This is a genomic window from Streptomyces albidoflavus, from assembly GCF_000719955.1.
GTDB lineage: Bacteria > Actinomycetota > Actinomycetes > Streptomycetales > Streptomycetaceae > Streptomyces > Streptomyces albidoflavus.
Window position 1 is genome coordinate 323,573 of sequence record NZ_JOII01000006.1, and the last position, 24,076, is coordinate 347,648.

Genomic DNA, 24,076 nt, shown 5'->3' on the forward strand with positions numbered 1-24,076 from the left:
CGGCTCACAGCTCGTGGCCGAGCGACGCGGCAAGCCGCTCGACCAGGTCGTACGCCGCGTCCGGGATGACCGTGCCGGGCGGGAAGACCGCCGTGGCGCCCGCCTCGTGCAGCGCCTCGACGTCCTGCGGCGGGATGACGCCGCCGACCACGATCATGATGTCGTCCCGGCCCTCGGCGGCGAGCTGCTCACGCAGCGCCGGGACGAGGGTGAGGTGACCGGCGGCCAGCGAGGAGACGCCGACCACGTGCACGTCGGCCTCCACCGCCTGCCGGGCGACCTCCTCCGGCGTCTGGAACAGCGGGCCGACGTCCACGTCGAAACCGAGGTCGGCGAAGGCCGTCGCGATGACCTTCTGCCCCCGGTCGTGGCCGTCCTGGCCCATCTTGGCGACGAGGATGCGGGGCCGGCGGCCCTCCTCCTCGTCGAACTTCTCCACCAGTGCGCGGGTCCGCTCCACCGAGGGCGACTCCCCAGCCTCGTTCCGGTACACCCCGGAGATCGTACGGATCTGCCCGGCGTGCCTGCCGTACACCTTCTCCAGCGCGTCGGAGATCTCGCCGACCGTCGCCTTGGCGCGGGCCGCGTCGACCGCCAGCGCCAGCAGGTTGCCCTCCAGGCCCTGGCCGGAGCCGCGCTCCGCCGAGGCGGTCAGCGCGCGCAGCGCGTCCTGGCAGGCCGCCTCGTCGCGCTCCTCGCGCAGCCGCCGCAACTTGGCGATCTGCTGGGTGCGGACCGAGGAGTTGTCGACCTTCAGCACGTCGATCTGCTCGTCGCTGTCCACCCGGTACTTGTTGACGCCGATCACCGGCTGGCGCCCCGAGTCGATCCGCGCCTGGGTACGCGCCGCCGCCTCCTCGACGCGCAGCTTCGGGATGCCCGCGTCGATGGCCTGGGCCATGCCGCCGGCCGCCTCGACCTCCTCGATGTGCTGCCAGGCCCGCCGCGCCAGGTCGTAGGTGAGCTTCTCGACGTACGCGCTGCCGCCCCACGGGTCGATCGACCGCGTGGTCCCCGACTCCTGCTGGAGCAGCAGCTGGGTGTTGCGGGCGATCCGCGCCGAGAAGTCGGTGGGCAGCGCCAGCGCCTCGTCCAGGGCGTTGGTGTGCAGCGACTGGGTGTGGCCCTGGGTGGCGGCCATCGCCTCCACGCAGGTGCGGGTCACGTTGTTGAAGACGTCCTGGGCCGTCAGCGACCAGCCCGAGGTCTGCGAATGGGTGCGCAGCGAGAGCGACTTGGCGTTCTTCGGGTCGAACTGCTTCACCAGCTTCGCCCAGAGCAGGCGGGCCGCGCGGAGCTTGGCGACCTCCATGAAGAAGTTCATGCCGATCGCCCAGAAGAACGACAGCCGGGGCGCGAACGCGTCCACGTCCAGCCCGGCCTTCTGCCCGGCCCGCAGGTACTCCACGCCGTCCGCCAGCGTGTACGCCAGCTCCAGGTCGGCCGTGGCCCCGGCCTCCTGGATGTGGTAGCCGGAGATGGAGATCGAGTTGTAGCGCGGCATCTTCTGCGAGGTGTACGCGAAGATGTCGGAGATGATCCGCATCGAGGGCGACGGCGGATAGATGTAGGTGTTGCGGACCATGAACTCCTTGAGGATGTCGTTCTGGATGGTCCCCGCCAGCTTCTCGGGCGCCACCCCCTGCTCCTCGGCCGCCACGATGTACAGCGCCAGCACGGGCAGCACCGCGCCGTTCATCGTCATCGACACCGACATCCTGTCCAGCGGAATCCCGTCGAACAGCTGGCGCATGTCGTAGATGGAGTCGATCGCCACCCCCGCCATGCCGACGTCGCCGGTGACCCGCGGATGGTCGGAGTCGTACCCGCGGTGGGTCGGCAGGTCGAAGGCGACCGACAGGCCCTTCTGGCCCGCCGCCAGGTTCCGCCGGTAGAAGGCGTTGGACTCCTCGGCCGTCGAGAACCCGGCGTACTGCCGGATCGTCCACGGCTGGTTCACGTACATCGTCGGGTACGGGCCGCGCAGGTACGGCGCGATCCCCGGGTACGTGCCGAGGAAGTCCAGCCCCTCCACGTCCCGGCCGGTGTACAGCGGCTTCACGCCGATGCCCTCCGGCGTCTCCCAGCGCAGGTCGGCGACGTCGCTGCCGGACGCCTCCTTGACCGCGCTGCGCCACTGCTCCTCACCGGCCGCCGCGCCCGCCCCGGAGGCGAGGCCGACGGTGGAGAAGTCCGGGATCTCGGGCTGGGACATCACGCCACCCCCATGTGGTCGAGAAGAGAGGCGAGCAGGTCCACGGCGGCACACCCGGCGTAGACCTGCCGGTCGACGCCGCCGAACTCGCCCTTGCCCGCGAGGAGTACCTGCCCGGCACCGGCCGCCCTCAGTGCGGCGGCCACCGGTTCGGCCTCCTCGGCGTAGAGCGCGTCGCTGGAGCAGACGCAGGCCACGGCCGCGCCGCTCGCCGTGAACGCCTCCGCCACCGTCCCGGCGGTGACCGTCACCGGGTCGTGCACCGGCTCGATGCCGCCCGCCTGGAAGAGGTTGGCCGCGAAGGTCACCCGCGCGGTGTGCGCGGCGGCCGGACCCAGCGCCGCCAGGAACACCTTCGGCCGCGACCCGGTCGCCGCCAGGTGGGCGTCCGAGCGGGCCCGCAGCGCCTCGAACGCCTCGTCACGCCGCACCCGGGGCAGGCCCCCGGCCGGCACGGCGGGCGCCGGGGCGCGCTCGGGCAGCTTCTCGGTGAGGTTCGGGAACTCGCTCACCCCGGTCACCGGCTCCTTGCGGCGCGCCAGCTTCGCGCTGCGCTCCGCCCAGGTCGCCGCCAGCCGCTCGCCGACCAGGCCCGCGCGCAGCGCCTTCGCCTGGCCGCCGGCCCGCTCGATCTCCTGGAAGAACGCCCAGGCCGCCTCGGCCACCTGGTCGGTCAGGGACTCCACGTAGTACGAGCCGCCCGCCGGGTCGGTGACCCGGGCCAGGTGCGACTCCTCGATGAGGATGGTGGAGGTGTTCCGCGCGATCCGCCGGGCGAACGCGTCGGGCACGCCCAGCTCCTGGTCGAAGGGGAGCACCGTCACCGCGTCGGCCCCGCCGACCCCCGCGCCCAGCGCCGCGACCGTGGTGCGCAGCATGTTCACCCACGGGTCCCGACGGGTCATCATCACCGGCGAGGTCACCGCGTGCTGGCGCTGCGCGCCCGCCTCCGGCACCCCGCACACCTCCGCGACCCGCGCCCAGACCCGGCGGGCCGCGCGCAACTTGGCGATGGTGAGGAACTGGTCGGCGACGGCGGCGTACCGGAACTCGATCTGCCCGAACGCCTCGGCCAGGGTGAGCCCCGCGCCGGTCAGCTCGCGGACGTAGGCGAGCCCGGTGGCGAGCGAGGCACCCAGCTCCTGCGCGGCCGAGCCGCCCGCCTCGTGGAAGGGGAGCGCGTCGACGGTCAGCGCCCGGATGCCCGGGTGACCGGCGACAGCCTTGCGGGCCAGCGCGACCGCGGTGGCGGTGTCCCCGGCGGTGCCGGTGCGCGCCTCGTACCCGAGCGGGTCGGCGCCGAAGGTGCCGCGCAGGGCGTCGGCGGCGACCCCGCGCTCCTCGGCGATCCGCAGCCAGGCGTCGGCCGCCTCGGCGGTCTCGGCGCCCGCGTCCAGGGCGACGGGTGCCAGGTCGAGGTAGACGCCCTCCAGCGCGCGGTCCAGCCCGGCGACGGGCAGGCCGCCCTCGCCGAGCGGCAGCCAGAGTGAGGTGACCCCGTTCTCCAGGTCGGCGAGGACCGCTTCGCGCAGGGCCTGAGCGTCGCTGCCGGTGTGCCGCTGGCGTACGTCCCAGCCGCCCGGGGTGTTGCCCTCGGCCCGCGCGCCCCGCACGAAGGGGGCGAAGCCGGGCAGGCCCCGGTCGGGCACGGCGTCGGCCGTGTAGAGCGGGCGGGCGTGGAGCCCGTCGTCGAACGTCGTGGACAGCTCGTCCTCGGCCGCCGTCCCGCTGATGTCCTTGCCCGCTTTGCGCAGTACGCCCGACACCAGGCGCTGCCACTCGTCGTGGGTTGCATCAGGGAACTCGGCGGCCAGAGAGAGCCCGTCGTCAGGCAGGACCGTCATGCTCAGATGCTAGGACAGCGCGGCAGGCGTGCAGCAGTACCCGCGCCTGTGACCTTGCCCTCTCCGCAACGCTGCTGATCCGGTACAGGCAGTGACGTATCCGCACCGCGGGGGCGGCGGGGTTCCCGTCCGGGAAGAGGCAACCCCGCCGCCCGCGCGCTCACTCCTCGTCCCGGCCGCTCTCCAGGTCGCCCTCGGTCTCCAGGTACGCCTGGCGCAGCGCGGCCAGGATCTCCGGGTCCGGCTCGGCCCACATCCCGCGCGACTCGGCCTCCAGCAGCCGCTCGGCGATGCCGTGCAGCGCCCAGGGGTTGGCCTCCTGGAGGAACGCCCGGTTCTCCGGGTCCAGGACGTAGGTCTCGGTGAGCTTGTCGTACATCCAGTCGGCGACCACGCCGGTCGTCGCGTCGTAGCCGAAGAGGTAGTCGACGGTGGCCGCCAGCTCGAAGGCGCCCTTGTAGCCGTGGCGGCGCATCGCCTCGATCCACTTCGGGTTGACCACCCGGGCCCGGAAGACCCGCGAGGTCTCCTCGACCAGCGTCCGGGTCCGCACCGTCTCCGGGCGTGTCGAGTCCCCGATGTACGCCTCGGGCGCGGTGCCCTTGAGCGCGCGGACCGTCGCGACCATGCCGCCGTGGTACTGGAAGTAGTCGTCCGAGTCGGCGATGTCGTGCTCACGCGTGTCGGTGTTCTTCGCCGCCACCGCGATCCGCCGGTAGGCGCTCTCCATCTCGGCCCGCGCCTCGCGCCCCTCCAGCTCCCGGCCGTACGCGTAGCCGCCCCACACCGTGTAGACCTCGGCGAGGTCGGCGTCGGTGCGCCAGTCGCGGGAGTCGATGAGCTGGAGCAGGCCCGCGCCGTAGGTGCCCGGGCGGGAGCCGAAGATGCGGGTGGTGGCGCGGCGTTCGTCGCCGTGCTCGGCGAGGTCGGCGCGGGCGTGCGCCGCCACGTGGTTGTCCTTGTCCGGCTCGTCCAGCCCGGCCACCAGCCGCACCGCGTCGTCCAGCAGCCCGATGGTGTGCGGGAAGGCGTCCCGGAAGAACCCGGAGATCCTGAGCGTCACGTCGACGCGCGGGCGGCCCAGTTCCTCCAGCGGCACCGCCTCCAGACCGGTGACGCGCCGCGAGGCGTCGTCCCAGACCGGGCGGACCCCGAGCAGCGCCAGCGCCTCGGCCACGTCGTCGCCGGAGGTCCGCATCGCGCTGGTGCCCCAGAGCGAGAGCCCCACCGAGACCGGCCAGTCGCCGTGGTCGGCCCGGTACCGCTCCAGGAGCGAGTCGGCGAGTGCCTGCCCGGTCTCCCAGGCGAGGCGGCTGGGCACCGCCTTCGGGTCGACGGAGTAGAAGTTCCGGCCGGTCGGCAGGACGTTGACCAGGCCGCGCAGCGGCGAGCCCGAGGGGCCGGCCGGGACGAAACCGCCGTTCAGCGCGTGCACCGCGTGGTCCAGCTCGTCCGTGGTCGCGGCCAGGCGCGGCACCACCTCGCGGGCGGCGAACGCCAGGATGTCCGCGACCGCCTGCCCGTGGCCCTCGGCGACCCGCGCCGCCGCCTGCGGGTCCCAGCCCGCGTCGTCCATCGCCTGGACCAGCGCCCGGGCCCGCTCCTCGGCCTCGTCGGCGGTGGTGCGGGTGGCGGCCGACTCGTCCAGGCCCAGCGCCTCGCGCAGCCCGGGCAGCGCCGTGGTGCCGCCCCAGATCTGGCGGGCCCGCAGGATCGCCAGGACCAGGCTCACCCGGGCCTCGTCGGCCGGGGCCGAGCCCAGCACGTGCAGGCCGTCGCGGATCTGCGCGTCCTTCACCTCGCAGAGCCAGCCGTCGACATGGAGCAGGAAGTCGTCGAACCCGTCGTCGTCCGGCCGGGCTTCCAGGCCCAGGTCGTGGTCGAGCTTGGCGGCCTGGATCAGCGTCCAGATCTGCGCCCGGATCGCCGGGAGCTTGGCGGGGTCCATCGAGGAGATCGCCGCGTACTCGTCGAGCAGCTGCTCCAGGCGCGCGATGTCGCCGTAGCTCTCCGCGCGGGCCATCGGCGGCACCAGGTGGTCGACGAGGGTGGCGTGCACCCGGCGCTTGGCCTGGGTGCCCTCGCCCGGGTCGTTGACGAGGAAGGGGTAGACCAGCGGCAGGTCACCGAGGGCCGCGTCGGGGCCGCAGGCCGCCGAGAGGCCCGCGTTCTTGCCGGGCAGCCACTCCAGGTTGCCGTGCTTGCCCAGGTGCACCATGGCGTCGGCGCCGAAACCGCCGTCCTCGGCGCGCGCCTGTATCCAGCGGTAGGCGGCCAGGTAGTGGTGGGAGGGCGGCAGGTCCGGGTCGTGGTAGATCGCGATCGGGTTCTCGCCGAAGCCGCGCGGCGGCTGGATCAGGATCAGCAGCCGCCCGAACCGCAGCGCCGCCAGGACGATGTCGCCCTCCGGGTTGCGGCTGCGGTCGACGAACATCTCGCCGGGCGGCGGCCCCCAGTGCTCCTCGACCTGCTCGCGCAGCTCGGCGGGGAGCGTGCCGTACCAGCGGCGGTAGTCGGCCGCCGGGATACGCACCGGGTTGCGGGCCAGCTGCTCCTCGGTCAGCCAGTCCTGGTCGTGGCCGCCCGCCTCGATCAGCGCGTAGATCAGCTCGTCGCCGTCGCCCGACTCCAGCCCGGGGATGGCCTCGTCGCCGAAGTCGTACCCCTCGGCGATCAGCCGCCGCAGCAGAGCCACCGCGCTCGCCGGGGTGTCCAGCCCCACCGCGTTGCCGATCCGGGAGTGCTTCGTCGGGTACGCGGAGAGGACCAGGGCCAGGCGCTTCTCGGCGTTGGGGAGGTGGCGCAGGCGGGCGTGGCGCACCGCGGTGCCGGCCACCCGGGCGGCGCGCTCGGTGTCGGCGACGTAGACCGGCAGGCCGTCCGCGTCCAGCTCCTTGAAGGAGAACGGCACCGTGATCAGGCGGCCGTCGAACTCCGGGACGGCGATCTGGCTCGCCGCGTCCAGCGGGGAGAGTCCCTCGTCGTTCTCCTCCCAGTCGGCGCGCGAGCTGGTCAGGCAGAGCGCCTGGAGGATCGGCACGTCGAGCGCGGCCAGCGCCCCCGCGTCCCACGACTCGTCGTCGCCCCCGGCCGAGGCCCCGGCCGGCTTGGTGCCGCCCGCCGCCAGCACCGTGGTCACCAGCGCGTCCGCGCGGCCCAGTTCGGCCAGCAGCTCCGGCTCGGGGGAGCGCAGCGAGGCCACGTACAGCGGCAGGGCGCGGCCGCCCGCCTCCTCGATCGCCCCGCAGAGCGTGTCGACGAAACCGGTGTTGCCGCTCATGTGGTGGGCGCGGTAGTAGAGCACCGCGATCAGCGGGCCCGAGGCGTCCGGGGCCGGGGTGCGCTCCAGCGGGCCCCAGGACGGGGCGGGCGCCGGTGCCTCGAAGCCGTGGCCGGTGAGCAGCACGGTGTCGGAGAGGAAACGGGCCAGCTGCTCCAGGTTGGCCGGGCCGCCGTGGGCGAGGTACGCGTGGGCCTCGGCCGCCACCCCGATCGGGACCGTGGACGCCTCCATCAGCTGGGCGTCCGGGGCCTGTTCACCGGTGAGGACCACCACGGGACGGTCCTGCGCCAGCAGCGCGTCGATCCCCTCCTGCCAGGCACGCACCCCGCCCAGCAGCCGCACCACGACCAGGTCGGCGCCGTCCAGCAGCTCCGGCAGGTCGTCCAGCGGCAGCCGCGAGGGGTTGGCGAAGCGGTACGGGACCGGGCCGCCGGCGCTGCGGGCGCTCAACAGGTCGGTGTCGGACGTCGACAGGAGCAGGATCATGCGGCGTCAAGCCTTCCTCCGAGGTCCGCGCCTCGGGGTGGGACACAACGGCGGGAGTTCCTGGCTCGCCCGCCCCTTGCGGGGCGGGGTTCACAGTGGCGGGACCGCGCCGGATTCGCACCGGGCTTCCTCCCCTGCCGAGTGCGGCGAGGGCCCGGCCCGGTACCGGCCCGGGCCAAGTCCTCGGCGCACTGGGCGCGCCGTTCTGGCGATGACGGGCCGGACGGCCCGCCGCGAGCATAGTAAGGGCCGCCTGGCAGTTCGGGGTATGCCGCCCCTGCCTCCACCTGGGCCGATGCTCCCGGGCCGCGGGGGAGCCCCCGCCGGTCAGAGCTGGCCTCAAACGCCGGCCGGGCTCAAGTGGCCTCAAACGCCGGCCGGGCTCAAGTGGCCTCAAACGCCGGCCGGGCTATAGATAGCCCGGCCGGCGCTTGAGGCCACTCTTTGGCCGGCGGCGGGCAGCCGGACCGCACAGAACTCAGCCCGGCCGGCGCAGACGGCCGCCCCTCGGCCCAGTGGCCGCGACGCCCCTCGTATCATCGCGGCCATGCCCACTCCCGCCAGGGGCGACGCCTGCCCCGGCGCGCTCCGCCTCCACGAGGCCGCAGACGGCCACCTGGCCCGCGTCCGCATCCCGGGCGGCCTGCTCCGGGCACCCCAGGCCATGGCCCTGGCGAGGGCGGCCGAGGACCTGGGCGACGCCCACCTCGACCTGACCTCACGCGGCAACGTCCAGCTCCGCGCCCTCCCCGCCGACGCGGACCGGGAACTGGCGGCCCGCCTCGCCGAGGCGGACCTGCTCCCGTCCCCCGCGCACGAGCGGATACGCAACCTCGTCGCGTCCCCCCTGTCGGGCCTGGACGACGAGGGCCACGCGGACGTGACCCCCCTGGTCCCCGCCGTGGACGCGGCGCTCCTCGCGGACCCGGCCACCACGGCCCTCTCGGGCCGCTTCCTCTTCGCCCTCGACGACGGCCGCGGCGACACCGCCGCCCTCGACGCCGATGTGACAATGCTCGCAACGCCCGACGGCGACCTGGCCCTGACCCTGCCGGGCGTCCCGGGCAGCCTCCGCCTCCTGCCCGACCAGGCCCCGGCCGCCGCGCACGCCGCCGCCCTGCTCTTCCTGGCCGCCGCCCGCGCGAGCGGCACCCGCGCCTGGCGCGTCGCCGAACTCCCGCCCGGACAGGCCCTGTCCACCGCCACCCTCACCGAACTGGCGGCCCGCGTCCGCGGCAGCCGTACCGCCCCGGCCCCCGAGCCCCCGGCCCCGTACGGCGGCCCGCGTCCGGGGCCGACCCCGCCCCGCGCGGGCCGGTCGGCGCTGCACGCGCTGGCCCCGCTGGGCCGCCTCACCGCGTACCACTGGCGGGAGTTGGCGGAGCTGGCCGCCCGCCACGGCGCGGGCACGCTGCGGGCCACGCCCTGGCGCGGGATCGTCGTCCCGGGCCTGACCCCGGACCGGGCCGCCGAGGCCGCCGCCGGTCTGGCCCGGGCGGGCCTGGTCACCGGCGAGGGCTCGCCCTGGGAGGGCGTCGGCGCCTGCACCGGCAGGCCCGGCTGTGTCAAGTCCCTGGCCGATGTGCGGGCCGACGCCCGCGCCGCCCTGGATGCGGCACCGGGCGGGCTTCCTGTCTACTGGTCCGGTTGCGAGCGCCGCTGCGGCCATCCCCGGGGAACGGCCTGGGTGGACGCCGTGGCGACCGGCACCGGCTACGACCTGGCCCACCGCCCGGCCGACCCGGCGGCGGAGCCCCGGCCCGCCGGACGGGACGTACCGGCGCACCGGCTGCCCGAGGCGCTCGCGGCCGCCCGCCGGACCCCATCGACCCCCCGGCCCACGCGGCACGGCGCCGTCAGGAAAGAGCGAGAGCAGAGTGTTTGAGTACGAGAAGGACGGCGCGGCCATCTACCGCGAGTCCTTTGCCACGATCCGTGCCGAGGCCGACCTCACCGGGCTGCCCCCGGACGTCGCCCAGGTCGCCGTCCGCATGATCCACGCCTGCGGCATGACCGACCTGCCCCGCGACCTCGGCCACACCCCGCAGGTCGTGGCCCGCGCCCGCCGGGCGCTGCGCGCCGGGGCGCCGATCCTCTGCGACGCCAACATGGTCGCCAGCGGCGTCACCCGCAAGCGGCTCCCCGCCGACAACGAGGTGATCTGCACCCTCGCCGACCCGTCCGTGCCGGAGCTGGCCGCGCGGCTGGGCACCACCCGCAGCGCCGCCGCCCTCGAACTCTGGCGGGACCGCCTGGACGGCGCCGTGGTCGCCGTCGGCAACGCCCCCACCGCCCTCTTCCGCCTCCTGGAGATGATCGAGGAGGGCGCGCCCCGCCCGGCCGCCGTCATCGGTGTCCCGGTCGGCTTCGTCGGCGCCGCCGAGTCCAAGGACGCACTGGCCGCCCACTCCTCGGGCCTGGACCACCTGATCGTGCGCGGCCGGCGCGGCGGCAGCGCCATGGCCGCCGCCGCCCTCAACGCGATCGCGAGCGAAACCGAATGAGCACCCCCGCCCCCGGCCGTCTCTACGGCGTCGGACTCGGCCCAGGCGACCCGAACCTGATGACCCTGCGCGCCGTCCAGGTCATCGCGGACGCCGACGTCGTCGCGTACCACAGCGCCCGCCACGGCCGCTCGATCGCCCGCTCGATCGCCGCCGCCCACCTGCGCCCCGACCACATCGAGGAAGCCCTGGTCTACCCGGTCACCACCGGCACCACCGACCACCCGGGCGGCTACCAGGGCGCCATGGACGACTTCTACGCGGCCTGCGCCGAACGGCTCGCCGTCCACCTCGACGCGGGCCGGACCGTCGCCGTCATCTCCGAGGGCGACCCGCTCTTCTACGGCTCGTACATGCACATGCACAAGCGGCTGGCCCACCGCTACCCGACCGAGGTCATCCCCGGTGTCACCTCGGTCAGCGCCGCCTCCGCCCGGCTCGGCGCGCCCCTGGTCGAGGGCGAGGAGGTACTGACCATCCTCCCCGGCACCCTGCCCGAGGAGGAGCTGACCGCACGCCTCGCCGCCACCGACTCGGCCGTGGTGATGAAGCTCGGCCGCACCTTCCCGGCCGTACGCGGCGCCCTGGAGGCGAGCGGACGGCTGGCCGAGGCCCGTTACGTGGAACGCGCCACCATGGAGGGCGAGCGCACCGGGCACCTCGCCGACACCGACCCGGAGTCGGTGCCGTACTTCGCCGTCGCGGTGGTCCCCAGCCGGGTCGCCGCCCTCCCCGTCGACGCCCCCGCCACCGGGCAGGCGGCCGTGCCCGCCGAGGAGGAGGCCGCCGCGGTACCGGCCGGCGAGGTCGTCGTGGTCGGCACCGGCCCGGCCGGCCCGCTCTGGCTCACCCCCGAGACGCGGGGCGCGCTCGCCGCCGCCCAGGACCTCGTCGGCTACACCACCTACCTCGACCGGGTGCCGCACCGCCCCGGCCAGATCCGGCACGGCTCCGACAACAAGGTCGAGGCCGAACGCGCCGAGTTCGCCCTCGACCTGGCCCGCCGGGGCCGCCGCGTCGCCGTCGTCTCCGGCGGCGACCCCGGGGTCTTCGCCATGGCCACCGCCGTCCTGGAGGCCGCCGCCGAAGGCCCGTACCGGGACGTGCCGGTCCGTGTGCTGCCGGGGGTCACCGCCGCCAACGCCGCCGCCGCCCGCGCCGGGGCGCCGCTCGGCCACGACTACGCGGTGATCTCCCTCTCCGACCGGCTCAAGCCCTGGGAGGTCATCGCCGAACGGCTCGCCGCCGCCGCCCGCGCCGACCTCGCCCTCGCCCTGTACAACCCGGGCTCCCGCAGCCGCACCTGGCAGGTCGGCAAGGCCCGCGACCTGCTCCTGGAGCACCGGAGCCCCGACACCCCCGTGGTCCTCGCCCGCGACGTCGGCGGCCCCCGCGAACGCGTCCGCACCGTCCGCCTCGCCGACCTGGACCCGGCCGAGGTCGACATGCGGACCCTGCTGATCATCGGCTCCTCCCAGACCCGCGCGGTCCGCCGCACCCCGGACGCCCCCGAGACGGTCTGGACTCCACGCCGCTACCCGGAGCCGACCACCGGCGCCTGAGAGCCGCAACCTCGGCGAACACCCCCGCACCCACGGGGGTGTTCGCCGAAGTCCGGGCCGTGCCGCAGACCGAGGCCGCCGGGCCGCCCTCCGGCACCCCGAACCCCGGCCGCCCGACCGCTCAGCCGCCGCCCAGCCACGCCACCGCCTCCTCCGGCGTGCCCACCACCGGCACCCCCTCGGGCACCGGCGGACGCCGGACCACCACCACCGGAATCCCCGCCTCCCTGGCGGCGGTCAGCTTCGGCGCGGTCGCTTCACCCCCGCTGTCCTTGGTGACCAGCACCTCCACGCCGTAGGTCCGCAGCACCTCCCGCTCGCCCTCCAGGGTGAACGGGCCCCGGTCCAGGAGGACTTCGCACTCCTCGGGCCCCGGGCCCACCGGCGGGTCGACCGACCGCAGCAGGAACCACAGCCCGGGCGCGGCGTCCGCGAACGCCCCGAGCCCGCTCCGCCCCGTGGTCAGGAACACCCGCCGGCCCAGCGAGGGCAGCAGCGCGGCGGCCTCCTCCAGGGAGGCCACGGGGTACCAGCGGTCGCCCGGGCCCTGCCGCCACGAGGGGCGGCGCAGCGCCAGCAGCGGGACGCCCGCCCCGGCCGCCGCCTCGGCGGCGTGGAAGCTCATCACCCCGGCGAACGGATGGGTGGCGTCCACCACGGCGGCCACCCGCTCCTCGCGCAGGTACGCGGTCAGCCCGGCCACGCCGCCGAAGCCGCCGATCCGTACCTCGCCCTCGGGCAGCACGGGCCGCGCCACCCGCCCGGCCAGCGAGCTGACCACCCGCAGCGGACCGGCCGCGCCCCGCGTGAGCAGCGCGGCGAGCCGGCGGGACTCGCTCGTGCCGCCCAGGACCAGGACGAGCGGAGGGGCGGAGTCAGCAGACGTGGTCACGGTCGCGGTCCGGCGAGTAGAGGTGGCTGTCGCGGAACTGCTCGGCGCCCAGCGTGCGGCCGACCAGGATGACCGCGGTCCGCCTGATCCCCGCCTCACGCACCTGGCCGGCGATGTCGGCGAGGGTGCCGCGCAGCACCAGCTCCTCGGGCCTGCTCGCGAACGCCACCACCGCCGCCGGGCAGTCGGCCCCGTAGTGCGGCTCCAGCTCGGCGACGACCCGGTCCGCGTACCCGGTCGCCAGGTGCAGCACCAGCAGGGCCCCGCTGCGGCCCAGCGTCGCCAGGTCCTCGCCCTTGGGCATCGGCGTGGCCCGCTGCGCCACCCGGGTCAGGATCACGGTCTGCCCGACGGTCGGCACCGTCAGCTCCCGCTTGAGCGCGGCCGCGGCCGCCGCGAACGCCGGTACGCCCGGGACGACTTCGTACGGCACCCCGGCCGCGTCGAGCCGGCGCATCTGCTCGGCCACCGCGCTGAACACCGAGGTGTCGCCCGAGTGCAGCCGCGCCACGTCGTGCCCCTCCTCGTGGGCGCGGATCAGCTCGGCGGCGATCCGGTCCAGGTCGAGCTGGGCGGTGTCGACCAGCCGGGCGTCCGGCGGGCACTCGGCGAGGAGTTCGGTGGGGACGAGGCTGCCCGCGTAGAGGCAGACCTGGCAGGCGGCGAGGGTGCGCGCGCCCCGCAGGGTGATGAGGTCGGCGGCACCGGGGCCCGCTCCGATGAAGTACACGGTCATGGGGGTCTCCGGGAGAGGGGGAGGAGGCGAACGGGGTGTCAGGAGCCTTGTGGGGCGGGCGGGTTCACGTGTGTTCGGCGGGCTTCGTCACGGACCACTGGGTGACCGGCATCGCCTGCCGCCAGCCGGTGAACGAGCCGACCGGTACGGCCTGCGCCACCGCCAGCCGGGTCAGCTCCCCGCCGTGGCGGCGGTACCACTCGGTGAGCAGCGCATCCGACTCCAGCGTCACGGTGTTGGCGACCAGCCGCCCGCCCGCCGGCAGCGCCGCCCAGCACGTCTCCAGCAGCCCGGCCCCGGTCAGCCCGCCGCCGATGAACACCGCGTCCGGCACCGGCAGTCCGGCCAGCGCGCCCGGCGCGGCCCCCGTGACGACCTTGAGCCCGGGCACGCCCAGCGCCCGCGCGTTACGGGTGATCCGCCCGGCCCGCACCGGATCGCGCTCCACGCTCACCGCGCGGCAGGCCCGGTGGGCGCGCAGCCACTCCACGGCGATCGACCCGGAGCCGCCGCCCACGTCCCACAGCAGCTCCCCGGGGGCGGGCGCCAGCGCGGCCAGCGTCGCCGCCCGCACGTACTTCTTGGTGAGCTGCCCGTCGTGCTCGTAGGCGTCGTCCGGCAGCCCGGGGACCACCGGCAGCCGGGGCGTACCGGCGGCCCGTACGCACTCGACCGCGACCACGTTGAGCGGGTCGCCCGCCGGGGCGGACCAGGTGCCGGCCACGCCGTCCACCCGGTGCTCCGCCGGCCCGCCGAGCTGTTCGAGGACGGTCATCCGGCTCGGCCCGTACCCGCGCTCGCGCAGCAGTTCCGCGATCCTGGACGGGGTCGCGGCGTCCGGGGCGAGCACCAGCACCCGGCGCCCGTCGTGCAACGCCCCGGCCAGCGCCGCCGGGTCCCGGCCCACCGCCGACACCACCTCCACGTCCTGCATCGCCCAGCCCATCCGGGCACACGCGTACGAGACCGAGGACGGGTGGGGGAGGACGTGCAGAGCGGAAGGCCCCGCCTCCTCGGCGAGGGCCCGCCCGATCCCGTAGAACATCGGGTCACCGCTGGCCAGCACCGCCAGGCGCCGCCCCGCGTGCTCGGCGAGGAGCTTGGGTACGGCGGGCCGCAACGGCGAGGGCCACGCGACCCGCTCGCCCGCGCACTCCGGCGGCAGCAGGTCGAGCTGGCGCGGCCCCCCGACCACCACCTCGGCGGCGGCCAGCGCCTCCCGCCCGGCCGGACCGAGCCCGGCCCAGCCGTCGGCCCCGATCCCGACGACGGTCACGGCGGGCTGCTCGGATATCGGGGTCACGTGCGGATACCTCGTACGGGGCTGGGGGCCCGGGCGGCGGCCCGGCTGCGGAGAAGTCGCCTCGCACTCTAACGCGCGCCGCACCCGCCCCCACCTGCGGCAAGGCGGTGGGGTTGCTCACCCTCCCACGGCCTCGCCCACCGCTCAGTGGTGCGCCGGGCAGCCCTTCCGCCCGTGGCCGGGCCCGTGCCGGTGCGCGTGGTGGTGGCTGTGCCCGTCCGGCGAGACGCCCTTGGCCAGCCGCCTGGCCTCCTTCGCCTCCCGGGCCACCAGCTTGGCCTGCTTGAGATGCCCGTGGTGCCCGGGGTGCCCACCCTGCTCATGGTGACAGTGGTGCTTGTGACAGCCACCGTGGCCCTTCGCGTGCTTGACGTGCTTGACGTGCTGGGCGTGCTTGACGTGCTTGTGGTGCTTCTGGTGCGGGCTGAGGGTCAGGGCCAGGCCGATGGCCAGCAGCCAGCTGTCCTTGCTGACGCCGATCCCGTCCGGTGTGGGCCAGACGCTGCCCTCCTTGCGCAGGCCCGGGGTCTGCGCGTACACCGCCATCAGACTGCCCGCGAAACCGGTCAGCGCCGCGCCCGCGAGCCGGGTCGGGACCATCGGGGTCAGCAGGGCCGCGCCGAGCGCGATCTCCCCGGCGGCGAGCAGCTTGAGGAACCGGGGCGCGTCGATGTTCTCCAGGAACGGGAACGTCTGCCGCGCCATCCCGTGGACGCCCTGCGCCTGTTCGTCGGGCCCGTCCCACTTCTCCATCCCCGAATGCAGGATGAAGGCCCCCGTGACCAGCCTGAGCGGCACCTGCCACGCCTTGACCTTGCCGCACCCGCTCATACCGAACTCCTCCCGCAGACCATGGAATCGCGGACCGCGGCGATGGTGACCACGGCGACGCGGACATTTCCGCCATTCTCCGACGAAACCGGATGGTCGGCACCTGGGCACCGGCGGGTCACGGGGAAGGGAGCCTCACAGGAAGCGGCGGATCGGCACCACCATCGCCTCGCGCCCCCGCTGGAGCCAGGAGCGGCGCCGGTACCGCCCGGCCTGCATCTCCACGCTCACCTCGGTGTCCTCGTCGAAGTGCCGGTCGAGGACGGCCGTGAACTCCTCGTCGATCACGGCGAGCATGACCTCCTCGTCGTGGTCGAGCGAACGCCGGTTGATGTTGGTCGACCCGGTCAGCGCCGCCACCCGGTCCACCGTGATGACTTTCGCGTGCATCATCGTCGGCTGGTACTGGTGGATGCGGACCCCGCAGCCGAGCAGCTGGTCGTAGTGCCACTGGCCCGCCAGCTGGCAGACCCGCTTGTCGGTGTGGGGCCCCGGCAGCAGGATCTCCACCTCCACGCCGCGCGCCGCCGTGGCGCAGAGCAGGTCGATGAAGTACGCGTCGGGCGCGAAGTAGGCGGTGGCGATCCGTACCCGCTCCTCGGCGGACTGGAGGACCACCCGCAGCAGCGTCTGCATGTCCTGCCAGCCGAAACTGGCCGAACCGCGCACCACCTGCACCACCGCGCCGCCGGAGGACGGCTGCGCGGTGAACCGGTCCCGCTCGTCGAAGAGGTCGTCGCAGCACTCCGCCCAGTTCTGCGCGAAGGCGGCCGCCACGCCGTCCACGGCCGGGCCGCGCAGCCGCACGTGGGTGTCGCGCCACTCGTTCTCGTTCCGGGCGTCGCCGCACCACTCCTCGGCGATCCCCACGCCACCCGTGAAGGCCACCTTCTCGTCCACCACCAGGACCTTCCGGTGGCACCGGTGGTTCTGCTTGAACGGCGAGAGGAGGAACGGCTTGCGGAACCACGAGACGTGCACGCCCGCCTCGTCCATCTCCTCCAGCAGGTGCCGCTCGATCAGCCGGCTGCCGAAGCCGTCGAGGAGCAGCCGCACCCGCACCCCCGCCTTGGCCCGTTCGCACAGGGCGGCGGCGAAGTCGCGGGCGATCTCGCCCTTCCAGTACACGAAGGTCATGAGGTCGACGGTGTGCTCGGCCTCCCGTATCGCGGACAGCATCGCCGTGAAGATCTCGTCGCCGTTGCGCAGGGCCGTCAGCTCGTTCCCCTCGGTGGCGGCGACGCCGATCAGGCGCTCCAGCCGCCTGCGCAGCCGCCTCCCGCGCACCGCCAGCGCCTCGCCGCCGCCCGCTCCCGGGTCGTCCTCGGCCACTTCGGTCATCGTCATGAGCTCTCCCGCCCCTTGATCGAGGAGGGCGCCGGAGACCCGGCGTCCTGTGGCCGGAGGGTGCCCCCGCTTCCGCTCCGGCGTCACATCATCTGCCCGGTTCGTACATCCTTACGCTCTCCGGGGTATCCGCCGCTCAGGGCGCGGGCGGCACCGGCCGCCTATCCTGGCCGTGCCCGCAGGCTCCGGCGCCGTCCAGGCCGCACGGACGAGCGAGAAGGAGACCGCAGGTGGAGAGCGCCGCCGAGCAGCACGGAGCCGACCGGACCGAGCCGGGCATCCACGACGCCGACGACACCCTGCTCGAAGGGCTCAGCGTCGACGCCAGCCGCCCCGAGCAGCCCGTCCTCCGCGAGGCCGACGGTACGCCCGTCCGCACCTGGCGGGAGAACTACCCCTACGACCGGAAACTGCGCCGCCGGGAGTACGAGCGGCGCAAGCGGGTCCTCCAGATCGAACTGCTGAAGCTGCAGAGCTGGGTCAAGGAGACCGGGGCACGCATCGTGATCGTCTGCGAGGGGCGCGACGCCGCCGGGAAGGGCGGCACCATCAAGCGGTTCACCGAGCGGCTCAACCCGCGTGGGGCGCGGGTGGTGGCGCTGGACAAGCCCACCGAGAAAGAGGCGGGCCAGTGGTACTTCCAGCGCTACATCGCCCATCTGCCCTCGCCGGGGGAGATCGTCTTCTTCGACCGGTCCTGGTACAACCGGGCCGGGGTCGAGCGGGTCATGGGGTTCTGCACCGAGGAGCAGTACGAGCAGTTCCTCGTCCAGGCGCCGCTGTTCGAGAAGATGATCACCTCGGACGGGATCCTGCTGGTGAAGTTCTGGTTCTCCGTCTCGCGGTCCGAGCAGCGGACGCGGTTCGCCATCCGGCAGGTCGATCCGGTCCGGCAGTGGAAGCTGTCTCCGACGGACCTTGCCTCGCTCGACCTCTGGGACGCCTACACCCGGGCCAAGATCGAGATGTTCCGGGCCACCGACACCGTCTGGGCCCCCTGGACCGTCGTCAAGACCAACGACAAGCGGCGCGGCCGGCTTGAGGCGATGCGCAGTCTTCTGTTGCGCGTGGAGTACGCCGCCAAGGACGGCGGGGCCTTGGGGGAGGGGGATCCTCTCATCGTCGGGCCTGCCGACACCCTGCTTGAGCCTGGGGAGGAGCCCACCTCCCTGTCGCCTACGCCCCTGGCCGACCACGACGAGGGGCGCGGCAGCCACCCCGAGTCCTAGCACTCCCCGCCTGCCCTCCTCCGCCCGCGTCCCGGCCGGGCTCCCCTTCGCCGCCTGCCGCCCTTGCCCGTACCGGTCACCGACTGGCCTCAAACGCCGGCCGGGCTATGAGGGTCGCGGTGCGTTCCCCGCGTGTGCCGGGCGGGGCCGCACCGGGGTACCTCCTCACAAACCGCATGGTGTGGGGTCAATTGGAGCAAGACGGCCTAGCGTGCAGTTTGCTGCGGGGGCACCCCGGCACGACCCCGCCCTTCCGTCTCGTCGGCGTCTCCCCGCCGGTGGGAGGGGAAAAGACAGGCCGTCCCCAATTGATCTTTGTGGCGAACGAAAGCATTCACGGTGGTCACTGTGGAGAGGCCCTGTATCGGTGACGGCCTCATCCGCCCTCCGGCGGTCGGCCGCGTACGAGACCGTGGGGTGGGGTCGTGTCGGGGTGCCCCCGCAGCAAACTGCACACACGGCCGCCTTGAAGCGACTGACCCCGGGCTCAGCAGAAAGACAGCCCAGCCGGGCCGCAGGCCAAGGAGCCAGGCCGGCGAGTGAGGCCGGCTCAGGCCCGCCACCAGGGCGCCCGCACCGTCCGGGACTCCACCCCGGTACAACCGACCCCGTTGGACACCTCCCCCTGATCAAGGTTCCACCCGACCACCCCGTTCCCCTGCCGCTGCAACTCGATGAGCCGCGCGACCCGCGTACGCGCCCCGTCGCTCACCTCGCACCGCACCACCGAGGTCCACGCCTGCCCGTCCAGCGCGGACACCACCCCCAGCAGAGGAAGCACCACCACACTGAGCGTCAGCGCCACCACCTGCTCCCCGGTCGCCAGCCGCCGCTGCCACCCCGGCGGCGCGAAGTGCGGATCGTGGTGGCGCCGCCCCCGCCGCCCCGTCCGGTACTCGATGACCACCCCACGCCGGAGCAGATACGCCGCCACAGCGGTCCCCAGCCCCCACCAGGGCCCGATGAAGCAGGCGACGACGACCCCGGTGGCCACCGGGTTGAGCACGGTGAGCCCGGCACGCCGCAGCCGCGCGGCCGGGTCGTCGCCCCGGGGAACGGCCCCGCGCGCCGCGAAGAGCGCGAACACCACCCGCGAGGCGACCACCCCGAGCACACACGCCAGCAGCGGCGTGGTCAGCACCATGCCGAGCAGCACGTCCCACCAGTTGCCGGGCCCCATCCCCATCAGGGCGTCGGTCGCGGCGCCCTCGCCTCCCAGCGTGTAGGCGACCTTCACCGCGGGGATCGCCAGCGCCAACGCCAGCAGCACGGTGTGCCCGGGCCCGCCCTTGCGGTCCGCCTCGGTGATCTCGTGCCGCGAGGGCCGCTCGGCTTCCCGCGCGTGGGGTGCGCGCCCGGCCCGGCCGTCCTCGTGCTCCTGGTTCCCGTCCGGGCTCTGCTTCGGCATGGGACCAGCCGAGCACGGGAGCGGGCGCACGGCGTGCCGGGTGGGGCGGTGGAGGGAGCCGGGAACGGGAGGACGCCGGGTGCGGGAGGGGCGCAGGGCGCGTGCGCCCTCTCGTGCGCCGTGCCCACCCCTTGTGCTCCCCTCGGGGCACGTGCCCCGTACGTAGCCCGTGGCCTGGTGTTTCCCCGAAACCGGCTTCGGGAAGTCGTACTCGAAAGGACGAGCGACCTGACACATGACTTGCCCCGGGCGACCACCGCGCCCAGCATGAAGAACAACCTGGCGGCCTCCCGCGGAGCCCCGGGAGGCCCGGCCTTCCGGCGGAATCCGCTCGCGGCCCTCGACGACGGAGGACTCGCATGGCCTCGTACTTCGAGAACAGCAGCGACGCCCTCGTGCCAGACGCCCTCAAGGGCTTCGCGCGGGCCCATGCCGACCTGGTCACCCTCGACCCCGAGCACGGCTTCCTGCTCAGCCGGACCGCCGCCCCCTCGCGGCGCGTCGCCCTGCTCTCCGGCGGCGGCGCGGGCCACGAGCCGCTGCACGCCGGGTACGTGGGCCGGGGCATGCTCGACGCCGCCTGCCCCGGCCGCGTCTTCGCCTCCCCGCACAACCGCCAGGTCTACGCGGGCTCCCTCGCCGCCGCCCGCGCGGAGGGCGTGCTGCACATCGTGAAGAACTACACCGGCGACCGGATCAACTTCGGCATCGCCGCCGAGCGCCTCGCCCACCGCGGCGTGCCCTGCGCGCGGGTCCTGATCGACGACGACCTCGCCTCCGACTCCGCCGACATCGCCTCAGGGCGCCGCGGCACCGGCGGCACGGTCCTCATCGAGAAGATCCTCGGCGCCGCCGCCGACACCGGTCTCGGCCTGGCCGAGCTCCAGGAACTCGGCACCCGCCTCGCCGCGAGGTGCCGTACGCTCGCCGTCGCCTCGGCCGCGCACACCGCGCCCACCACCGGCGAGCCGGCCTTCCCGCTCGCCGCCGGCGAGCTGGAGTACGGCGTCGGTATCCACGGCGAGCGCGCCCAGCAGACCGTCCCCAGGGAGCCGCTCAACGGCCTGGTGGAGCGCATGACCACCGCGCTCCTCGACGCCCTCGCCCCGGAAGGCCCGGTGATCGCCCTGGTCAACGGCCTGGGCGCGGTCACCCCGCTGGAGCTGTACGCCGTCCACGGCGAACTCGCCACCCTCCTGGACGCCCGCGGCACCGACCTGGCCCGCGCCCTCGTCGGCGACTACATCACCGCCCTGGACATGCGCGGCTTCTCCGTCACGCTGCTCGCGGCCGACGAGGAGATCCTCCGCCTCTACGACGCCCCGGTGCACACCGCCGCGCTCCGCTGGTGAGCGGCGCCCGCACCGACGTCCCCCCATCCCACCGGCCACCGAGAGCGGGAGCCACGCCATGACGACGAGCACCTCCCACGACGCCACCGCCACCGACGGCTGGATGCGCCGGTTCGCCGAGTCCGCCCACGCCACCGAGACCCGCCTCACCTCCCTGGACCAGCAGGTGGGCGACGGCGACTTCGGCACCAACCTCACCGCCGGCGCCGACGCCGCCCTCCGCCGCCTCGACCAGCTCCCCGGGGGCGACACCGACCCGGCCGCGCCGCTGGAGGCCGCCGCCACCGCCTTCCTCGACGAGGTCGGCGGGACGAGCGGTCCCCTCTTCGGCCTGCTGCTCCAGTCTCTGGCCGCCGCCGTCGCCGGCTCCGGCCCGACCACCGTCGCCTACGCCGAGGGCGTCACCGACGGCCTTGCCGCGATCCGGCGGGTCGGCGACGCCGCCCCCGGCGACAAGACCCTCGTCGACGCCCTCACCCCGGCGGCCGAGGCGCTGCGCGCCACCCCCGCCGGAACCCCGCCCGACCAGGCCCTCGCCGCCGCGGCCGACGCGGCCTGGGAGGGCGTCCGCTCCACGGCCCGGCTGCGTGCCCGCATGGGCCGCTCCAGCTACCTGGGCGAGCGCGCGGAAGGCATCCCCGACCCGGGCGCGGTCGGCGTGGGCCTGCTCTTCGCCTCCGCCCAGGGCGTGGTCACCGACCTCGACACGCACCTGGGCTGAGGCCCCCGGCAGCCCTACCCCTCGGCGCTCCCGCCCTGCTGCGGCACGTGCGCCCGCACCCACGCCAGCAGCACCGGCGAGTGCAGGGTGGTCACCCACAGATCGGCCCGCGAGGCATCCTCCTCACCGGGCCGCGGACCCACCCCCAGCACCCGCAGCCCGGCCCGCCGCGCCGACTCGATGCCGGTCAGCGAGTCCTCGACGGCCAGCGTGCTGTCCGGGTCCGCGCCGCACAGCCACGCCGCCCGCGCGTAGACGTCCGGCCACGGCTTCGGGCGTACGGTGGCGCTGCCCGGGGCCGCCCCCGTCGACGGCTCGTCGGGGACGACGACGTGGCGGAAGTGGTGCAGCAGTCCCGCACGTTCGAGGCTCATCTCCACGACCTCCAGCGGGCAGTTGCTCGCCACGGCCAGCGGCAGCCGCCCGGAGAGCCGGCGGACGAACTCCGCGGCGCCCGGCATGGTCACCGGGTCGTCGGCGACCAGCTCCATGAAGTGGGTCAGGAGCGACTCGGTCAGCTCCCCCGCCAGATGCGGCTTGTCGGACTCCTCGGCCATCAGCCGCCCGCAGTCGGTGTAGTGCACTCCCTTGGCCCGCTCGGCGAACCCCGGCAGGGGCCGCAGCCCGAACTGCCGGAAGACCTGGCTCCGGGCGTCCTGCCAATGCCGTTCGGTGTCCATCAGGGTGCCGTCGCAGTCGAAGACGACGGCCTCGGGGGACCAGCTGAGGAGCGGGTGTGCCTTGGTGGTCATGGTGTACCTCCTGGGGGAGGGGGCGGTCGGGCTTGTCGCGGGACCGCGGATTCGTGGGGTCGTGCGTTTCCCTGAGCCGGCCTCCGGGACGTCGTACGTCCGCCGGTCTCGTGCGGGGCACGGGAGCGCAAAGGTGCAATCCCGTCCAAACCGCGAAACATCACGACGGCTACGTTATTTTCGCGATGAAGCGTCACGCAATCACTACTTCGAGTGCTCGACGGGGCGGGGGCGGCAGGTGTAAAGGAACTCGCCCGGCACCCCCTCCACCGTCAACCTCACAGGCCGTCAATCCCGCTCACGGGCTGCCAAGTTGAGGCATATTCGCCCGGCACCGCGGAACGGCTGGAAGCGGGGGAGGTGATTCACTCGAATGGCCAGCAACCGCGCCGGAATTCGCGGGAAATCACCCGCACGCGTGCACATTCGAAAGAATTGAACAATATCCGCGCACGGGGAGGTTGTTTTGCTACCGGCGTGCGCGGGCGCACTACATTGCCGTCGTCACGGAAACGTTGAACGAAGGTGGACAGCACGTTGCAGGAACGGGCGAGGGCAACCCGCAGATCACTCCTGGAGGCGGCCGCCCTCCTCTTCGCGGAACAGGGTTACGCAGGCACCAGCGTCAACGACATAAGCGCCAGATCCGGCCGGACCAGCGGCGCCGTCTACTTCCACTACGCCAGCAAGGAGGGCCTCGCCCTCGCCGTCGTCCAGCACCGCTTCGCCACCTGGCCCGGGCTGGCCGCCCGCTACACGGACCGCGCCGATCCCCCGCTGGAGAAACTGGTCGCCCTCAGCTTCGACATCGCCCACGCCCTCGCCGAGGACCCCCTCGCCCGCGCGGGCGCACGCCTGTGGGCCGAACGCGACACCATCGACGCCCCCCTCCCCGACCCTTTCGCCCTCTGGACCACCGCCACCACCCGCCTCCTCGCCCAGGCCCGCACTGCCGGCCACCTCACCCCCCACATCCGCCCGGCCCCCACAGCCCGCTCCCTCGTCCGCGCCTTCTTCGGCCTCTGCACCCTGACGGAGGCCCTGGAGGGCCGCACGGCGGTCACGGCCCGCCTGACGGACTGGTGGTTACTCACGCTGGGGTCGTTGCAGCAACGGCCGGATGCGGCGGGGGTGTTGGGGCGGGTGCGGGCGAGAGGCGGACGCGCGGAGGCGCGGATGGGGGCGGCCTGCGGAGAGTGACGGCGCGGCCGCGTACTGCGCCTCAGGTGCCGTCGGCTGGCCATGCGGAAGCGATGTCGATGTTCCCGAACGCGGCTCGGCGCAGTGGAGGAGCTGCTGAAGTCTGTTCTGGCAGCGCCGACAGGCGAGGACAGGGATGGGTGAGGACCGGCTCCCCGGGGCCTGACCGGGGAGCTGACGGCCGTCCTCGGTGGTTGATCACGCAGGGTGATCTCGCCCTGGTCGAGCACATTGCCCACCTGGGCAAGGACGAGCGGCTTTCCGTCGACGACCGATTGGAGCTACTGGTAGTCGCCCTGGCTAGCGTGCAGACGTCAAGTGAGACCACGTCCACGTACGCGTCGCCTGGGTAGTGGCGGGCCCAGCCGCCCTCCGGGTTGTCCCCGACCTTCCAGACCCATCACTGGCTCG

17 protein-coding genes and 1 riboswitch are annotated in these 24,076 nt (G+C 74.3%); of the genes, 7 read left to right on the forward strand and 10 right to left on the reverse strand.

Features of this window, described 5'->3' with window-relative positions:
* Positions 1-4: 4 nt before the first annotated feature.
* The 3 genes from scpA to cobN all read right to left on the reverse strand — a co-directional run bounded on the left by scpA (position 5) and on the right by cobN (position 7,828).
* Positions 5-2,215 carry a methylmalonyl-CoA mutase gene (gene scpA, locus IF45_RS0109280; protein ID WP_030306743.1) on the reverse strand — a complete coding sequence of 737 codons (2,211 nt, stop codon included), beginning with the start codon at positions 2,213-2,215 and terminating at the stop codon, positions 5-7.
* Positions 2,215-4,059, reverse strand: coding sequence for a methylmalonyl-CoA mutase family protein (locus IF45_RS0109285; RefSeq protein WP_030306745.1), 1,845 nt, complete (start codon positions 4,057-4,059; stop codon positions 2,215-2,217). The genes scpA and IF45_RS0109285 overlap by 1 nt, the downstream gene beginning before the upstream one ends.
* Before the next feature lie 160 nt (positions 4,060-4,219).
* Positions 4,220-7,828, reverse strand: coding sequence for a cobaltochelatase subunit CobN (cobN, locus tag IF45_RS0109290; RefSeq protein ID WP_030306747.1), 3,609 nt, complete (start codon positions 7,826-7,828; stop codon positions 4,220-4,222).
* Between the two features lie 54 nt (positions 7,829-7,882).
* A riboswitch (cobalamin riboswitch) is annotated at positions 7,883-7,960 on the reverse strand.
* A gap of 415 nt (positions 7,961-8,375) precedes the next feature.
* Here cobN and cobG point away from each other — a divergent pair.
* Genes cobG through IF45_RS0109305 form a run of 3 tightly spaced genes read left to right on the forward strand, consistent with a single transcriptional unit; the run spans position 8,376 to position 11,894 of the window.
* On the forward strand, positions 8,376-9,713 hold the full coding sequence (gene cobG / locus IF45_RS0109295; protein WP_030306749.1) for a precorrin-3B synthase: 1,338 nt from the start codon (positions 8,376-8,378) through the stop codon (positions 9,711-9,713).
* A complete protein-coding gene (locus IF45_RS0109300; protein ID WP_030306751.1) occupies positions 9,706-10,332 on the forward strand; it encodes a precorrin-8X methylmutase in 627 nt (208 codons plus the stop codon). The genes cobG and IF45_RS0109300 overlap by 8 nt, the downstream gene beginning before the upstream one ends.
* On the forward strand, positions 10,329-11,894 hold the full coding sequence (locus tag IF45_RS0109305; RefSeq protein WP_030306754.1) for a precorrin-2 C(20)-methyltransferase: 1,566 nt from the start codon (positions 10,329-10,331) through the stop codon (positions 11,892-11,894). Before IF45_RS0109300 ends, IF45_RS0109305 begins: the two co-directional genes overlap by 4 nt.
* A gap of 121 nt (positions 11,895-12,015) precedes the next feature.
* Here the strand turns inward: IF45_RS0109305 and IF45_RS0109310 are convergent, their stop codons facing one another.
* The 5 genes from IF45_RS0109310 to IF45_RS0109330 all read right to left on the reverse strand — a co-directional run bounded on the left by IF45_RS0109310 (position 12,016) and on the right by IF45_RS0109330 (position 17,003).
* Complete coding sequence (locus IF45_RS0109310) at positions 12,016-12,786, reverse strand: cobalt-precorrin-6A reductase (RefSeq protein ID WP_008409268.1); 771 nt, start codon at positions 12,784-12,786, stop codon at positions 12,016-12,018.
* The gene (cobM, locus tag IF45_RS0109315) at positions 12,770-13,522 is read right to left on the reverse strand and encodes a precorrin-4 C(11)-methyltransferase (protein WP_008409267.1); all 753 of its coding nucleotides are present in this window, start codon (positions 13,520-13,522) and stop codon (positions 12,770-12,772) included. Before cobM ends, IF45_RS0109310 begins: the two co-directional genes overlap by 17 nt.
* Positions 13,523-13,586: 64 nt before the next feature.
* Positions 13,587-14,825, reverse strand: a complete 1,239-nt coding sequence (locus tag IF45_RS0109320; RefSeq protein WP_030306757.1) for a bifunctional cobalt-precorrin-7 (C(5))-methyltransferase/cobalt-precorrin-6B (C(15))-methyltransferase — start codon at positions 14,823-14,825, stop codon at positions 13,587-13,589.
* Positions 14,826-14,969: 144 nt separating this feature from the next.
* Complete coding sequence (locus IF45_RS0109325; RefSeq protein WP_030306759.1) at positions 14,970-15,656, reverse strand: DoxX family membrane protein; 687 nt, start codon at positions 15,654-15,656, stop codon at positions 14,970-14,972.
* Between the two features lie 135 nt (positions 15,657-15,791).
* A complete protein-coding gene (locus IF45_RS0109330; RefSeq protein ID WP_008409264.1) occupies positions 15,792-17,003 on the reverse strand; it encodes a phospholipase D-like domain-containing protein in 1,212 nt (403 codons plus the stop codon).
* 230 nt (positions 17,004-17,233) lie between these two features.
* On the opposite strand from IF45_RS0109330, the gene ppk2 reads away from it, so the two are divergent.
* Entirely contained in the window at positions 17,234-18,232 is a 999-nt protein-coding gene (ppk2, locus tag IF45_RS0109335; protein WP_008409263.1) for a polyphosphate kinase 2, read from the forward strand.
* 550 nt (positions 18,233-18,782) lie between these two features.
* Here the strand turns inward: ppk2 and IF45_RS0109340 are convergent.
* The gene (locus tag IF45_RS0109340; RefSeq protein WP_030306762.1) at positions 18,783-19,640 is read right to left on the reverse strand and encodes a hypothetical protein; all 858 of its coding nucleotides are present in this window, start codon (positions 19,638-19,640) and stop codon (positions 18,783-18,785) included.
* A 359-nt stretch (positions 19,641-19,999) separates the two neighbouring features.
* Between IF45_RS0109340 and IF45_RS0109345 the strand changes: the two genes are divergently transcribed.
* Both IF45_RS0109345 and dhaL read left to right on the forward strand, forming a co-directional pair.
* The gene (locus tag IF45_RS0109345) at positions 20,000-20,992 is read left to right on the forward strand and encodes a dihydroxyacetone kinase subunit DhaK (RefSeq protein ID WP_003947698.1); all 993 of its coding nucleotides are present in this window, start codon (positions 20,000-20,002) and stop codon (positions 20,990-20,992) included.
* A 58-nt stretch (positions 20,993-21,050) separates the two neighbouring features.
* Entirely contained in the window at positions 21,051-21,713 is a 663-nt protein-coding gene (dhaL, locus tag IF45_RS0109350) for a dihydroxyacetone kinase subunit DhaL (protein WP_030306764.1), read from the forward strand.
* 14 nt (positions 21,714-21,727) lie between these two features.
* Here the strand turns inward: dhaL and IF45_RS0109355 are convergent, their stop codons facing one another.
* A complete protein-coding gene (locus IF45_RS0109355) occupies positions 21,728-22,465 on the reverse strand; it encodes an HAD family hydrolase (RefSeq protein ID WP_003947697.1) in 738 nt (245 codons plus the stop codon).
* Between the two features lie 525 nt (positions 22,466-22,990).
* On the opposite strand from IF45_RS0109355, the gene IF45_RS0109360 reads away from it, so the two are divergent.
* Complete coding sequence (locus IF45_RS0109360; protein WP_030306766.1) at positions 22,991-23,665, forward strand: ScbR family autoregulator-binding transcription factor; 675 nt, start codon at positions 22,991-22,993, stop codon at positions 23,663-23,665.
* The last annotated feature ends 411 nt before the right edge of the window (positions 23,666-24,076 follow it).

Excerpts from the sequence above, each read along its gene's own strand:
- cobM (WP_008409267.1), bottom strand. The coding sequence starts at position 13,522 with ATGACCGTGTACTTCATCGGAGCGGGCCCCGGTGCCGCCGACCTCATC.
- IF45_RS0109340 (WP_030306762.1), bottom strand. The coding sequence starts at position 19,640 with ATGCCGAAGCAGAGCCCGGACGGGAACCAGGAGCACGAGGACGGCCGG.
- IF45_RS0109330 (WP_008409264.1), bottom strand. The coding sequence starts at position 17,003 with ATGACGATGACCGAAGTGGCCGAGGACGACCCGGGAGCGGGCGGCGGC.
- cobN (WP_030306747.1), bottom strand. The coding sequence starts at position 7,828 with ATGATCCTGCTCCTGTCGACGTCCGACACCGACCTGTTGAGCGCCCGC.
- scpA (WP_030306743.1), bottom strand. The coding sequence starts at position 2,215 with ATGTCCCAGCCCGAGATCCCGGACTTCTCCACCGTCGGCCTCGCCTCC.
- IF45_RS0109285 (WP_030306745.1), bottom strand. The coding sequence starts at position 4,059 with ATGACGGTCCTGCCTGACGACGGGCTCTCTCTGGCCGCCGAGTTCCCT.
- IF45_RS0109345 (WP_003947698.1), top strand. The coding sequence starts at position 20,000 with ATGGCCTCGTACTTCGAGAACAGCAGCGACGCCCTCGTGCCAGACGCC.
- cobG (WP_030306749.1), top strand. The coding sequence starts at position 8,376 with ATGCCCACTCCCGCCAGGGGCGACGCCTGCCCCGGCGCGCTCCGCCTC.
- IF45_RS0109325 (WP_030306759.1), bottom strand. The coding sequence starts at position 15,656 with ATGAGCGGGTGCGGCAAGGTCAAGGCGTGGCAGGTGCCGCTCAGGCTG.
- IF45_RS0109305 (WP_030306754.1), top strand. The coding sequence starts at position 10,329 with ATGAGCACCCCCGCCCCCGGCCGTCTCTACGGCGTCGGACTCGGCCCA.
- IF45_RS0109355 (WP_003947697.1), bottom strand. The coding sequence starts at position 22,465 with ATGACCACCAAGGCACACCCGCTCCTCAGCTGGTCCCCCGAGGCCGTC.
- dhaL (WP_030306764.1), top strand. The coding sequence starts at position 21,051 with ATGACGACGAGCACCTCCCACGACGCCACCGCCACCGACGGCTGGATG.